General features: G+C 66.4%; 9 protein-coding genes. 7 read left to right on the top strand and 2 right to left on the bottom strand.

The window, feature by feature from the left end:
• Positions 1 to 102 precede the first annotated feature (102 nt).
• Genes EV666_RS09535 through EV666_RS09525 form a run of 3 tightly spaced genes read left to right on the top strand, consistent with a single transcriptional unit; the run spans position 103 to position 5,141 of the window.
• Positions 103 to 687, top strand: a complete 585-nt coding sequence (locus tag EV666_RS09535; protein ID WP_132006670.1) for a TetR/AcrR family transcriptional regulator — start codon at positions 103 to 105, stop codon at positions 685 to 687.
• A 53-nt stretch (positions 688 to 740) separates the two neighbouring features.
• On the top strand, positions 741 to 1,961 hold the full coding sequence (locus EV666_RS09530) for an efflux RND transporter periplasmic adaptor subunit (protein WP_132006667.1): 1,221 nt from the start codon (positions 741 to 743) through the stop codon (positions 1,959 to 1,961).
• Between the two features lie 9 nt (positions 1,962 to 1,970).
• Complete coding sequence (locus EV666_RS09525) at positions 1,971 to 5,141, top strand: efflux RND transporter permease subunit (protein WP_132006664.1); 3,171 nt, start codon at positions 1,971 to 1,973, stop codon at positions 5,139 to 5,141.
• Positions 5,142 to 5,358: 217 nt separating this feature from the next.
• On the opposite strand, the gene EV666_RS09520 is transcribed toward EV666_RS09525, so the two are convergent.
• On the bottom strand, positions 5,359 to 6,582 hold the full coding sequence (locus EV666_RS09520) for an aminotransferase-like domain-containing protein (RefSeq protein ID WP_132006661.1): 1,224 nt from the start codon (positions 6,580 to 6,582) through the stop codon (positions 5,359 to 5,361).
• Positions 6,583 to 6,812: 230 nt separating this feature from the next.
• Between EV666_RS09520 and EV666_RS09515 the strand changes: the two genes are divergently transcribed.
• Complete coding sequence (locus tag EV666_RS09515) at positions 6,813 to 9,173, top strand: TonB-dependent receptor (RefSeq protein ID WP_132006658.1); 2,361 nt, start codon at positions 6,813 to 6,815, stop codon at positions 9,171 to 9,173.
• A gap of 74 nt (positions 9,174 to 9,247) precedes the next feature.
• On the opposite strand, the gene EV666_RS09510 is transcribed toward EV666_RS09515, so the two are convergent.
• The gene (locus EV666_RS09510; RefSeq protein WP_132006655.1) at positions 9,248 to 10,192 is read right to left on the bottom strand and encodes a hypothetical protein; all 945 of its coding nucleotides are present in this window, start codon (positions 10,190 to 10,192) and stop codon (positions 9,248 to 9,250) included.
• 258 nt (positions 10,193 to 10,450) lie between these two features.
• Here EV666_RS09510 and EV666_RS09505 point away from each other — a divergent pair, with 258 nt between their 5' ends.
• From EV666_RS09505 to EV666_RS09495, 3 genes are read left to right on the top strand one after another with little or no spacing between them, the layout of a single operon-like run.
• Positions 10,451 to 10,948 (top strand): MarR family winged helix-turn-helix transcriptional regulator, encoded by a 498-nt coding sequence (locus EV666_RS09505; protein WP_132006652.1) that lies wholly within the window; start codon positions 10,451 to 10,453, stop codon positions 10,946 to 10,948.
• Positions 10,941 to 12,572, top strand: coding sequence for an MFS transporter (locus EV666_RS09500; protein ID WP_207906386.1), 1,632 nt, complete (start codon positions 10,941 to 10,943; stop codon positions 12,570 to 12,572). Before EV666_RS09505 ends, EV666_RS09500 begins: the two co-directional genes overlap by 8 nt.
• The gene (locus EV666_RS09495; protein WP_376884456.1) at positions 12,572 to 13,645 is read left to right on the top strand and encodes an HlyD family secretion protein; all 1,074 of its coding nucleotides are present in this window, start codon (positions 12,572 to 12,574) and stop codon (positions 13,643 to 13,645) included. The genes EV666_RS09500 and EV666_RS09495 overlap by 1 nt, the downstream gene beginning before the upstream one ends.
• Positions 13,646 to 13,770: the final 125 nt, after the last annotated feature.

Genomic DNA, 13,770 nt, shown 5'->3' with positions numbered 1-13,770 from the left:
GTGATCCTGTGCAATTCGGCCCCAAAAGCCGGCGGATCCGTTTGACGGATGTTCCCCGCGGCAATATTAAACCGTCCGGTTGGAAATGAATGGACGCTGCCCATGGGTCGGAAACGCATTATTGGCTGTGACGCTGTGCTGGATGCGGCCGAGCGCGTGATCCAGCGCGAGGGCGCCGTCAATCTGACGATCAGCGCGGTCGCGGAGGAAGCGGGCGTCAGCAAGGCGACGGTTCTTTACGATTTCAAGACCAAGCACGCGCTGATCGGCGCCCTCGTCACCCGACAGATGCAGGCCGATGACCAGCGGTTGCAGGATTGCATCGCCGTTGCGGCTGACGCGCCGGAGGTCGCCAACCCGGAGCTGGCCGGTCGCATCCGTTTCGCCGCCACCATGCCGGACACGCAGGACCGCGCCTCGGTGATGACGGTCTGTCTCGCCATGGCTGCGGATGATTCCGTGCGGATGCGCATTCGTGACTTCGTCGGGAAGGACCAGAAGGCCTTTCTTGGCGAAGGCGACGCCGTTTCCGGGCTGGGGCCGCTCATGGCTTTTCTGGCGTTGCAGGGCTATCTCAGCCTGACCTGCTTTGACTTCTGTACATTTTCTCCTGACATCCGCGAGCAGATTTTTTCCGGAATCGGAAAACTCACCCGGATGCCGAATACCCTTTTCGACGATCTGTGACGGATATGGCCTCAATGCGAAACTCTTCCAGAAAAGCTCCCGCCTGGTTCGCCATGGCCTTGTCCGCCCCCGCCGCCGTGGCGGGGCTGTCCGCCGTGGCGGTGTCCGGGTTCACCACGGTCGCCAGCGCCCAGCACGCCATGCCTCCGGCGGTCGTGCAGGTCATGACCATTTCCCGGGAAGCCGTGCCGCTGACCCGCGACCTGCCCGGTCGCATCGCGGCCGTCCGCACCGCCGAAGTGCGGCCCCGCGTCAGCGGCATCCTGCAGGAGCGCGTGTTCCGGCAGGGGTCGATCGTGAAGGAAGGGGACGTGCTGTATCGCATTGACCCGACCCTGTTCCGCGTCGCCGTCGCCAGCGCCAAAGCCAATCTGGAGCGCGCGAAGGCCGCCCGGGTGCTGGCGCAGCAGAAAGCCGATCGCCAGAAGGAACTGCAGCGGCGTAACGTCAGTTCGGCCCAGGAATACGACGTGGCCGTCGCCACCCTGGCCCAGGCGGAGGCTGACGTGGCGGCCGCCCAGGCCGGGCTGGAGCAGGCTACGGTCAATCTGGACTACACCGAGGTGCGGGCCCCGATCACCGGCCGCATTGGCCGCGCCCTGGTGACGGAAGGCGCGCTGGTCACGACCGGGGAGGTGCGGCCGCTGGCGGTGATCCAGCAGCTTGATCCGGTTTATGCCGACTTCACCCAGTCGTCGACCGAGGTGCGGCGGCTGCGTCAGGATCTGGCGGCCGGTAATATCGCCAAGGTCGCGCCGGACGCCGCCGCCGTTCAGCTGCTGTTCGATGACGGCGAGAGCTACGCCTACAAGGGCAAGCTGCTGTTCTCGGAAGCGTCCGTGGACGCGACCACTGGCCAGATCACCCTGCGCGCGGAATTTCCGAATCCCAAAAACGAATTGCTGCCAGGCCTGTACGTGCGCGTGCGTATTGAACAGGGCCGGGTCGACGAGGCCATCGCCATTCCCCAGCAGGCGGTGATGCGCGACGCCAGCGGCGCCGCCCAGGTCTACGTGATTGGCGAGGGCGACGTCGCCCAGACCCGCCAGATCGAGCTGGGTCAGGTGACGGGCGATCGCTGGCTGGTGCGCGGCGGCCTGCAGCCGGGCGACCGGATCATCGTCGAGGGATTCCAGAAGATCATCCCCGGCGGCAAGGTGGTTCCGAAGCCATGGGGCGGCCCGGTCGGCGCCAAATCAGCCGCTGCGGAGCAGCCGTCATCCCCGCCCAGGCCCGATCAGGCTCCCAGGCCTGACGCCAGCAAGAAGAACTGAGGACCGGAGATGGCGCAATTTTTCATCATACGGCCCATCTTCGCGTGGGTGGTGGCGTTTTTCATCGCCATCGCCGGCCTGATCGCGTTGCCGTTCCTGCCGATCGCCCAGTATCCGCGGGTGGCTCCGCCCCAGCTGACGATCTCCACGATGTATCCGGGCGCCTCGCCGTCCGAGATCTATCAGGGCGTGACGAAGCAGATTGAGGATGAGCTGAATGGCGTGAAGAATCTGGCCTATTTCGAGTCCACCTCGGACGCGACCGGCCAGGTTGAAATCACCGCCACCTTCCGGACTGGCGCGAACATCGACATCGCGTCGGTTAACGCCCAGAACGCCATCCGCCGCGTGCAGCCGCGGTTGCCCGCGACGGTCGTGCAGCAGGGCATCACCACGGAAGAGAGCGGCGCCGGCTTCCTGATGATCATCTCACTGACCTCGACGGACGGGTCAATGGATGACGTCGGCCTTGGCGACTATCTCAACCGCAACGTGCTCGGCGAAATCCGTCGTATCCAGGGCGTGGGCCGGGCCCAGCTGTTCGCCGCGCCGCGCTCCATGCGCATCTGGATCGACCCGGACAAGATGCTGGGTCTGAACATATCGACCGATGACATCGCCAACGCCATCCGGGCCCAGAACGCCCAGGTGGCCGCCGGCAAGATCGGCGCCGATCCCAACCCCATCAACCAGCAGATCACCGCGACCGTGCTGGTGAAGGGCCAGCTCAGCTCGCCTGATGAATTCGGCAATATCGTGCTGCGCGCCAACCCGGACGGTTCAACCGTGCGGATGCGCGACGTCGCGCGCGTCGAGGTGGGCAGCGAGAGCTATAATTTCGCCACCCGTCTCAACGGCAAGCCGAGCGCCGCCATCGCCGTCCAGCTCTCCGAGAGCGGCAACGCCGTGGCGACCTCCAACGCCATCGAGGCGAAGATGAAGGAGCTGTCGCGCTTCTTCCCCAAGGGCATTGAGTATTCGATCCCCTACAACACCAGCCCGTTCGTCGAAGCGTCCATCGAAAAGGTGGTGCACACCCTGCTGGAAGCGGTGGCCCTCGTCTTTCTCGTGATGTTCCTGTTCCTCCAGAATTTCCGCTACACGGTGATTCCGGCGCTCGTGGTGCCGGTGGCGCTGCTGGGCACGCTGGCGGTGATGCTGGGGTCGGGATTCTCCATCAACGTGCTGACCATGTTCGCCATGGTGCTCGCCATCGGCATCCTCGTCGATGACGCCATCGTGGTGGTCGAGAACGTCGAGCGCATCATGGCGGAGGAGGGGCTGTCGCCGCTGAAGGCGACGCAGAAGGCCATGAGCCAGATCTCCGGCGCCATCGTCGGCATTACCCTGGTGCTGGCCGCCGTGTTCATTCCCATGGCGTTCTTCCCGGGCGCGACGGGCGTGATCTACCGCCAGTTCAGCCTGACGATGGTGGTGTCGATCCTGTTCTCGGCCTTCCTCGCCCTGTCGCTGACGCCGGCCCTGTGCGCCACCTTCCTCAAGCCGGTGCACGGCCATGGCGAGGAGAAGCGCGGCTTTTTCGGCGCCTTCAACCGCTTCTTTGATCGCACCACCCGCCGTTACGCCGGCATGGTCACCGGCGCCACCTCGCGGGCGGGACGGTTGATGATCATCTTCCTTGCGCTGCTCGTCGGCACGGGCTGGCTGTTCATGCGCCTGCCAACCTCGTTCATTCCGAACGAGGACCAGGGCTATATCATCGTCGACATCCAGACCCCGCCGGAAGCCAGCTCCAACCGCACGTTGCAGGCGATCGAGCAGATCGAGCAGATCGCCCGGACAGAAACCGCAGTGGCCAACATGGTGGCGGTGCGTGGTTTCAGCTTCTCGGGCGCCGGCCAGAACGCCGCCATCATGTTCATCACCCTGAAGGACTGGGGCGAGCGTGGCCCGGGCAACGCCGCCCAGGACATCGCCAACCGCATGAACATGAAGATGTTCGGGATCAGCGACGTCATGTCGTTCGCCCTGTCGCCGCCGCCCATCCAGGGCTTCGGCAATTCGGCCGGCTTCACCTTCCGCCTGCAGGATCGCGGCGGACTGGGCCAGACGGCGCTCGCCGCCGCGACGCAGAAGCTGATGGCGGAGGCGCGTCAGAGCCCGATCCTCACCGGCCTGCGCACCGAGGGCCTGCCGGACGCGGCCCAGCTCATGGTCATTATCGACCGTGAGAAGGCCAATACCTTCGGCGTGAGCTTCGCCGACATCAACGCCACCATCACGGCCAACCTGGGCTCGTCGTACATCAACGACTTCCCCAACAACGGCCGCATGCAACGCGTGATCATCCAGTCGGACGCGGCCAATCGCCTGCAGGGCGAGGACCTGCTGAACCTGAACGTGCGCAACGCCAGCGGCGGCATGGTGCCGATTTCGTCCTTCGCCAAGCTGCAATGGATCAAGGGGCCGCAGCAGATCATCGGCTACAATGGCTACCCCTCGGTGCGCATTTCCGGCGCGCCGGCGCCTGGGTATTCGTCGGGCGCTGCAATCGCCGAGATGGAGCGCATCGCCGCGACGATGCCGCAGGGCATCGGTTACGAGTGGACCGGCCAGACGCTTGAGGAAATCGCTTCGGGCTCGCAGGCGCCGATCCTGTTCGCCATGAGCATCCTGTTCGTGTTCCTGCTGCTGGCGGCCCTGTACGAGAGCTGGTCGATCCCGCTGTCGGTGATGCTGGTGGTGCCGCTGGGCGTGATCGGCTGTATTCTCGCGGTGATGCTGCGCGGTCTGCCGAACGACCTCTACTTCAAGGTTGGTCTGCTGGCGATCATCGGCCTGTCGGCCAAGAACGCCATCCTGATCATTGAGTTCGCCAAGGACCTTTATGCCGACGGCATGAGCCTGCGCGACGCGGCGATCGAGGCGTGCCGGCTGCGCTTCCGGCCCATTCTCATGACCTCGCTGGCGTTCACGCTGGGCGTGGTGCCGCTGGCCATCGCCACCGGCCCCAGCGCCGCGAGCCAGAACGCCATCGGCACCGGCGTGGTGGGCGGCATGATCTCGGCCACCATCCTGGCGGTGATCTTCGTGCCGGCGTTCTTCGTCTTCGTGCTGACGCTGTTCCGCACGAAACCGCCGGTGTTGCACGGGGAATCACCGGTGCATGCGCCGCACCCGGCCACGGGCGCGCCAGAGGCGCCAAAGCCGTCGGCGTAACGCATTCAGGGCGCGGAGGCCGCGCCCTGCTTCCAGAAGCGTCTGGATCCCGAAAACAAAAACCCCCGGCCGTGAGGCCGGGGGTTTGTTGCTGTGGAGCCGACGGCGTGTCCCTGGAGGAAAGAAACCGGCCTGTCCCGGATCAGAAAACTCCGGCCCACCAGGGCAAGAACCGGGCCTTGGCGGGCTGGGGTTCCGGGGTTCCGGGGCTCCCGCTTCAGGCGGCGAGCCGTTCGAGACTGATCACACGGCCGAGCCGCGAAATGCCTTCGGCGATGGTAGCGGGATCAGCGCAGGAGAAGCTGACGCGCAGGGTGTTGGCGCCGCCGCCATCGGCGTGAAACGCCTGGCCCGGAACGAAGGCCACCTTCTCGGTTTCGATGGCGCGGGCCAGCAAAGCCGCTCCGTTCATGCCGGCGGGCAGGGTGATCCAGATGAACATGCCGCCTTCCGGGTGGGTCCAGCGCACGCCTTCCGGCATGTGCCTGGCGAGGGCGTCGAGCATGGCGTCGCGGCGCTCGCGGTAGACGGCGCGGATTTTCGCCACCTGGGCGTCGAAAATTCCGCCCGCCACATGGGCGATCGCCATCTGGTTGATGGTGGAGGAATGCAGGTCCGCCGCCTGCTTCATCAGCACCAGTTTGCGGATGATTGGCGCCGCCGCGACGATGAAGCCGACGCGCAGGCCAGGCGCCAGCGTCTTGGAGAAGCTGCCGCAATAGATCGTCCGCGACGCGTCGATGTCGCCGCAACGGGCGATGTCCAGGGCCATGATGGGCGGGATCGCCTCACCCTCGTAGCGCAGGGACTGGTAGGCGGCGTCCTCGATCACCGGAATGTCCAGTTCCGCCGCCAGATAGAGCAGCTTTTCGCGGCCGGCGCGGTCAAGGGTTTCGCCGGTCGGGTTGGCGAAATCCGCCGACAGGTAGGCGAATTTGACGCGGCCGCCGGCCTGCGCCGCGGTCGCGCGGTAAGCGTCCGGCGTGCGGTTGCCGCCCAGGTTCAGCTCATCATAGGTCGGCTCATAGGCGTTGAAGGCCTGCAAGGCGCCCAGATAGGTCGGCCGGGTGACCAGCGCCGTGTCTTTCGGCGACAGAAACAGCTTGCCCAGATAGTCCAGCCCCTGCTGCGAACCGGAGACGATGAAAACATTGTCGATGGTGCAGGGAATGGCGAGTTTGGCCAGTTGCCCCACCAGCCATTCGCGCAGGGGCGGGTAGCCTTCGCTCACCGAATATTGCAGGCCGGCGGCGGCGTCGGGGCCGGAGAGCACCTCGGCGTAAGCCTGGGCGAAGGCGTCTTTCGGGAACAGCGCCGGATCCGGTATGCCGCCGGCGAACGAAATAATGTCCGGCCGCTCAAGGAGCTTCAGCAGCTCGCGAATTTCGGACGCCTTCATGCGCGACGCGCGCGTGGCGAAAACCTGCTCCCAGCTCAACATCGGGACAAACCTCGGCTCGTTGGTTGCCGTACCAATCACAGCCTTCCCAGATGTGTCAATAATACTGACGTAATGGCAGCGCCGTCTCCGGCGCAGGGCAGGACGGGATGGCGGATGCGCGCCGTCATCGCGACGCCGCCGCATCTGTGGACAATTATGCAACATTGTTGCTTAACCGGTTGACGGCGCCCCGATCAATTTATGTAATAACATTGCATAAAGAGGTCGCCATGTCGTTGCACATTCCGTTTCCCGCCGCCGCCGTTGCGGCGTCATCTCACGCCGCGCCTGTCACTGGCCGCAGGATCGCGGCGCCAACCGCAACGGGTTGTGGCGGCGGCCTCAGCCGTCTGCGCGCCGGGAAACTGGCCGGCGCCGCCGTGGTTGCCCTGGCCGTCGCCGGTCACGCCAGCGGGGCGGCAGGCGAAGAGGGCGCGGGAAGCGGTAACGCCCAGGTCATCGATCTGCCAACCATCGACGTCACCGCCGATACGCCCGTGACGGTTCGCCAGACGGCGGGCGCCGGTCAGGAGGCCGTCCCTGGCATGCTGATCGTGCCGCTGCGCTCCTTCGCGCCGGTGTCAGTGGTTTCGCGCAGCGACATCGAGCGCAACCAGCCGCAGAGTCTTGGCGAGGCGGTGGCCGATATCCCGGGTGTCAGCGCCACCACCTTCGCGCCAGGCGCCAGCCGGCCTGTCATTCGCGGCCTCGACAATTTTCGCGTCAGCATCCAGGAAAATGGCGTGGGCGCCTCGGGCGTTTCTGCCCTGGGCGAGGACCACGCCGCGCCGGTCAATCCGCTGAACGCAGAGCGCATTGAAGTGATCCGTGGGCCCGCCACCCTGCGATTTGGCTCCCAGGCTATCGGCGGCGTCGTCAGCCTCGATAACAACCGTATTCCGGACAAGGCGGTCAACGGCGTCAACGCCCGCGTCATGAACGGCGTCAGTTCGTCCAATCGCGGTTATTCGTCGGCGGGCGAGGTCAACGCCGGCGCCGGCAATGTGGCGGTGCATGCGGACTTCTTCCGGCAAAAATCGGGCGATTATTCCACGCCGGACGGACGCCAGGCCAACTCGGGCGTCAATTCCGGCGGCGCCGCCATCGGCGCTTCGATGGTCACCGATAGCGGTTTCATCGGCCTCGCCTATTCGCATCTCAGCAGCAACTACCAGATTCCAGGCGGCGAATCCGCCGAATTGCGCAGTCGCATCGACATGGTCGAGGACAGGATTGTGCTCAAGGGCGAACACCGGCCGGGCAGCGCCTGGATCGACGCCATCCGCTTCTGGGCCGGCGCCTCGAATTATCGCCATCGCGAATACGGCCTGGCGCACGGGGAACATGATCACGACCACGAGGATCACGACCAGGATCACGACGTGCACGGCCATGAGGACCACGACCACGACCATGGCGGCGCCACGGCGGCGGCCGGCGAGACGCTGCACTCCACCTTCTACAACCGCCAGCAGGAGGCGCGCGTCGAGGTGCAGCACACGCCGTGGTCCTCGGCGTTGGGAACGTGGAGCGGCGCTTTCGGCGTGCATGGCGCGCGCCAGAAGCTGAACGCCACGGGGGAGGGCGGCGGCATGATCTCGCCGGCGGAAACCCGCTCCATCGCCGCTTACCTGTTCGAGGAGCTGAAAATCAACGACAGCTGGCGTCTGCAGGTCGCCGGACGCATCGGCTACGTGAATGTCGACGGATCGGCGGCGCTGTTCCCGGCCGATTACCTGCCGGACGGCGTCGAGCTTGCCCTGTCGCCGCGATCACGCGATTTCGCGCCGAAAAGCGTCAGCGCCGGCGTGCAATACACCCTGCCGTGGCACAACATTGTCGCCACGCTGAACGCGCAATACGTTGAGCGCGCGCCAACGGCCGCCGAGCTGTTCTCCCGCGGCGCGCACCATGCCTCGGGCACGTTCGAGATCGGCGATCCCAACCTGAAGATCGAGCGGGCGCGCACCATTGAGTTCAGCCTCAAGAAGGCGGACGGGCCGGTGCGTTTCGAGGGCAGTGTCTATCACACCAAATATTCCGGCTTCATTTACAAGCGCCTGACCGGGGTGAACTGCGGTCATACCTTTGCGTCCTGCGGTCATGACGATGAACTGCGCCAGATCGTCTATTCGCAACAGGGCGCCACGTTTACTGGCGCGGAGTTCATTGGCCAGTTCGATCTGGCGAAGCTCGGCGACGGGGCGGTTGGTGTCGAGGGACGCTATGATTATGTGCGCGCCAAGTTCGACGATGGAACCTGGGTCCCGCGCCTGCCGCAGCAGCGGCTTGGCGGCGGCGTCTATTTTCGCAGCGACGCCCTGTTCGCCCGGGTGTTGCTGACCCACGCCTTCGCCCGGAATGACGTGGCGGAATATGAAACCCGCACGCCAGGCTACAACAACCTGAAAGCCGAGCTGAACTACCGCGTGAAGCTGCCCGCCAACGCCGTCGGCGCGAAAGAGGTGGTGTTCGGCGTCGTCGGCGACAATCTGCTCAACGACCGCATGCGCAACAGCGTCTCGTTCAAGAAAGACGAGGTGCTGCTGCCGGGGCGGACCGTGCGGGCCCACGTGACCGTGTCGTTCTGACGGCGCCCTTCTGACGGGCGGTTGCCCGCCCGCCCTGCATGACGGAAAGGGTATCCGGCCGCGCCGGATATCGCCTATCGCGGCGTGGCCGACGCCGCCAGCTTGAGGAAGCGGTCGCGATATTTCGCCAGGTCAGCCTCGCGGGTGACGAGGATCGAACGGATAAACCCGTCCTTGTTGAAGCTCACGACCTGGATGATCGACACCGCCTCCCCGGAGCTGGCGTCCTTGCCGGTTCCCGAGATGACGATGCGGCCATCGGCTTCTGCCTTCTCGTCCTTCACCGTGATGTTGTTGACGCCGGCCACCGAGCTGAAGGCTGCCCTGGCGAGCGGTTTGCGCTGCGCCTCCGGCGGCGAACCGGCCATGCTGCCGGCGACGATCACCAGCGGCTGCGCTGCATTCTTCACCGTGTTTTCCGGGCCATCAGTCAGCAGCAGGGCCGAGCCGGCCAGCGTATTGACCAGACGGAAGCCGGCCTTGTCCTTCACCGCGAAGGGCAGCGCTTCCACCTGTTGCTCCGCCGACAGCCTGGCGCGTGTCTTCAGTCCCAGCAACGCCTTCTCCATGTCGGCGTCGCTGAGCTTGCTGGCGGCGGTTTCCGGCGATTGCGCCGTGATGAGCAGGGTCGCGTCCTTGCCCTGCGCCACAAGGATCCATTTGCGGAACACGCCGGCGGGAATGCGCTGCTTGCCAGCCAGCAGGATGGCGGCCTCGCCGCCAGGCAGCTTCACCTCGCGCGGCGGGCCGGAGAGTTCGACGCCCTGATGTTTCAGGGCCTCCGCTGTCATGCCGGTTTTGAGCTGGGGCCAGGCTTCCGCCGGCATGTCGACGAAGAGAATGGACGAGCCGGTGGCGGCGTCCTCGAAGCCCGCGAATTTTTTGGAAGCGGTCATGCCGGCCGGTGGAACGAGGCCGCCGCCCGCGGCGCCAGGATAGACCACGTCGGCGGCCATCACGGCGGTCGACAACACCAGGCCAGCCAGCGCCGGCAGAATGACTTTCTTGAGCAGCTTCACATGTATCCCCTGTGTTCGCGCCAGACCGGACGCTGCCGGGAAAGGCGGCGGACCATCGCGGCGGCCCCGGCCATCCCTTTTCCGGCATAGGCCGAAGCGGCCGCAAGGCCCACTCACGATCACGCTGGCGGCGCCGGGTCGGGCGCCCGCCCGCCATGCCAGGCGGTCATGGCCACCATGTGGCGCTCGCCGTTGCCGGAAGCCCGTCCACAGGTTAAGTACGGGGCTAACAGTTAGCACGCTAATAATTAGGCTAACATGGATAAGTCCTCTCCCGCCCCCAATGATCCCCGTCAGCGCGCCGCGTTCATGGAAGCGCTGTCTCTCGCCCAGCGCCGCATCCGCACGCTGTTCGACGCGCGCGTGCGCCTTGAGGGGATGACCCTGGCGCGGGCCCGCGTGCTGATGACTCTGGATGACAGGGCCGGCCTGAACCAGCGCGAGCTGGCGGATATCCTCGGCATCGAGGGGCCGACGCTGGCCCGGATACTCGATGGGCTGGAGCAGGGCGGCTGGCTGACCCGGCAGGTGTCGCCATCCGATCGTCGCGTGCGGGAGCTGGCGCTGACCGACGCCGGGCGGCGGGCGGCGACGCGCATGCGGGACATCGCCGGCGCCACCCGGGCCGAGGTGCTGGGCGGAGTGTCCGCCGCTGATCTGGAGGCCGCCACCCGGGTCCTGCGCGCTGTCGCCGTGATTTCGTCCAGCGTGCATACGGCGGAAAAAGCCGGCGAGGACGGCGACCGCAATGCGTGACGCCGCTGCTTCCGGAACCGGCTCGGGACCACGCCTCGCCGCGCCAGCCTCCTGGATGGCGGCGCCGCGCGTCCGCCCCTGGGCTTGCGCCGTCACCGCCCTGCTGCTGGCGCTGGCCCAGGGCATGGGCCAGAACTTCTTCACCGCCAACCTGCAACAGGTGCAGGGGCAACTGGGCGCCACGCCGACGGAAGGCGCCTGGCTGACGGCGCTCTACATCGCGCCCTACGCCAGCCTGTCGCTGATGCTGCGCAAGCTGCGGGCGCAGTTTGGGCTGCGCAGTTTCGCCGAATGCGCCATTCTCGTTTTTGTGCTGGTTACGCTGCTGCACCTGGTCGTCGACGACCTGGGCTCCGCCATGCTGGTGCAATTCGCCAGCGGCGTCGCGGCGGCGCCCCTGTCGGCGCTCAACTTTCTTTACATGGTGGAAGCGGCCCCGGCGGACAAACGCCTCTCCATGGGGCTGTCGGTCGCCCTGACGTTCCAGTCCATCGGCGCGCCGCTGGCGCGGGTGCTGTCGCCGCCGCTGTTTGATATCGGCGGTTGGCATGGCCTGTACCTGATGACAGCCGCCACCGCCCTGGCCGCCTGCGCCATGGTGCTGCTGACGCCGCTGACCCCGGTTCCGCGCGAAAAGGCCATCCACTGGCTGGACGTCGCCAGCTACCTGCTGATCGCCGTCGGCTTTGGCCTGATCGCCCTGACGCTGGGCGTCGGTCGCTACTACTGGTGGACCGACGCGCCGTTTCTTGGCGTGATGATCGCCGCCGCCTTTCTGTGTTGCGCCGGCGCTGCCGTCATAGAGCTGAACCGCAGCGCGCCGTTTCTCGACTTCCGCTGGATCGCCAGCCCGGGCGTGCTGCATTTCGCCGGGGTCATGCTGGTGTTCCGCATGATCACGTCGGAGCAGTCGTCGGGTGTCCTCGCCCTGTTCCAGAACCTTGGCCTGCTCAACGAGCAGATGCGGACCATGTGGCTGATCGTGCTGGTCGCCACCGCTGCTGGCGGTCTGAGCTGCGTGTTCCTGCTGCGCAGGCCGCATCTGGCGCCGTTGCTGCACCTCGCGGCGCTGCTGCTGTTCGGCGCCGGTTCGTGGATGGACGCCGGCGTGACCGTGCTGACCCGCCCGGAGCAGATGTATCTGAGCCAGGCGATGATCGGCTTTGGCATGGGGTTGTTCATGCCGCCGGCCATGGCCATCGGCCTGCAGGCGGCCCTGGCGAAGGGTCCACAGAACCTGTTCACCTTCATCATGGTGTTCCTCTCGACCCAGAGCCTCGGCGGGGCGCTGGGATCGGCGGTGACGGGCACGTGGGTCGCCATTCGCACCCGCGTCCACCTCGACGCCATGTATGCGCACCTTACCATGGCCAATCCGCTGGTGAGCGCGCGGGTGGAGCAGCTTGCCGCGTCGGCGCATGGCGCGTCCGGCGCCGGATACAGCCTGCTGGCGCAAAAAGCCCAGCAACAGGCCATGACGCTGGCCTACGCCGACGTTTTTCGCGGGTTTGGCGCCCTGGCCATCGGCGCCGCCCTCATTCTCCTGATCCACCTCACAATTCTTCTGGCGCTGCAGGCGCGCGCGAACCGGCGCGCCGGCGCCGCGGACGGAACCGCATCATGATGAGCGCCCTCAAAACCCATCTGGCTTCCTGGATTGCCGTCGTCATCGGCGTGAGCGGCGCCGTGCTGGCGCTGTACGCCTGGGGGCTGCCGCCGTTCCACAGCCCCGTTGAAACCACCGACAACGCCTATGTGCGCGGCAAGGTGGCGATGCTGTCGCCGCGCATTTCCGGCTATGTCACCGCCGTGCTGGTGCAGGATTTCCAGCGGGTGAAGGCGGGGCAGGAGCTGGCGCGCATCGACCCGGACATCTATCGCCGCCGGCTGGAGCAGGCGCAGGCCAACGCCGCCGTGCAGCAGTCGGCGCTTGACGCCTGGAAGCAGAAAATGGCCACGGCCGAGGCCCGCGTGCGCGCCGCCGCCGCCCAGATCGCCAGCGGTGAGGCCGGTCTCAAGGCGGCGGAGGCTCGGTGGGAGCGGATCAACGCCCTTGCCCAACGCGGCGTCGCCTCGCAGAAGGAGCGGGACGACGCCCGCGCCGCCTTCGACCAGTCCGCCGCCGCCGTCCGCCAGGGCGAGGCGGCCCTGGACGTGGCCCGGCAGGACGCGGAAACCACCCGCATCAGCCGGCAGTCGCTGGAAGCCGCCGTCGCGGGCGCCGAAGCCGCCGTGCAACTGGCGCGCCTTGATCTGGACAGCACGCGCATCATCGCCCCCGTCGATGGCCGGGTGGGCGAGGTGGGCGCCCGCGTCGGCCAGTATGTGACCGCCGGCACACAACTGATGGGGTTGGCCCCCGACCAGGTCTGGGTGGTGGCGAATTTCAAGGAAACCCAGGTGCGCCACATGCGCGTCGGCCAGCCGGCCAGCTTCACGGTTGACGCTCTGGGCGGACAGCGCTTCCAGGGGCGCATCGACAATTTCTCGCCCGCCACCGCCTCCGAGTTCAGCGTGTTGAAAACCGATAACGCCACCGGCAATTTCACCAAGATCGTCCAGCGCGTGCCGGTGCGGATTCTCATCGATCCGGATCAGCCGCAGCTTGAGCGCCTCGCTCCCGGCCTTTCAGTGGTGGCGAGCGTCGACACCTCGGCGGCGGAGACGCAGGTGCGGGTGGCGGGCGCGGCGCCGTAGGGTCGCGTGGGGGATGTTGCTGGCGTTCAGCCGGTGGGGAAACCCTAAAAAAACCGGTCAGGTCTTGCCTGGCCGGTTTTTTCATGTCTGCTTGCGTCAACGCCTTTACATGCCGTTACGTCCCA

The organism is Camelimonas lactis (genome assembly GCF_004342915.1).
Taxonomy (GTDB): Bacteria; Pseudomonadota; Alphaproteobacteria; order Rhizobiales; family Beijerinckiaceae; genus Camelimonas; species Camelimonas lactis.
The sequence above is the reverse complement of the archived record's forward strand: the minus strand, read 5'-3'. Positions and strand labels throughout refer to the sequence as shown.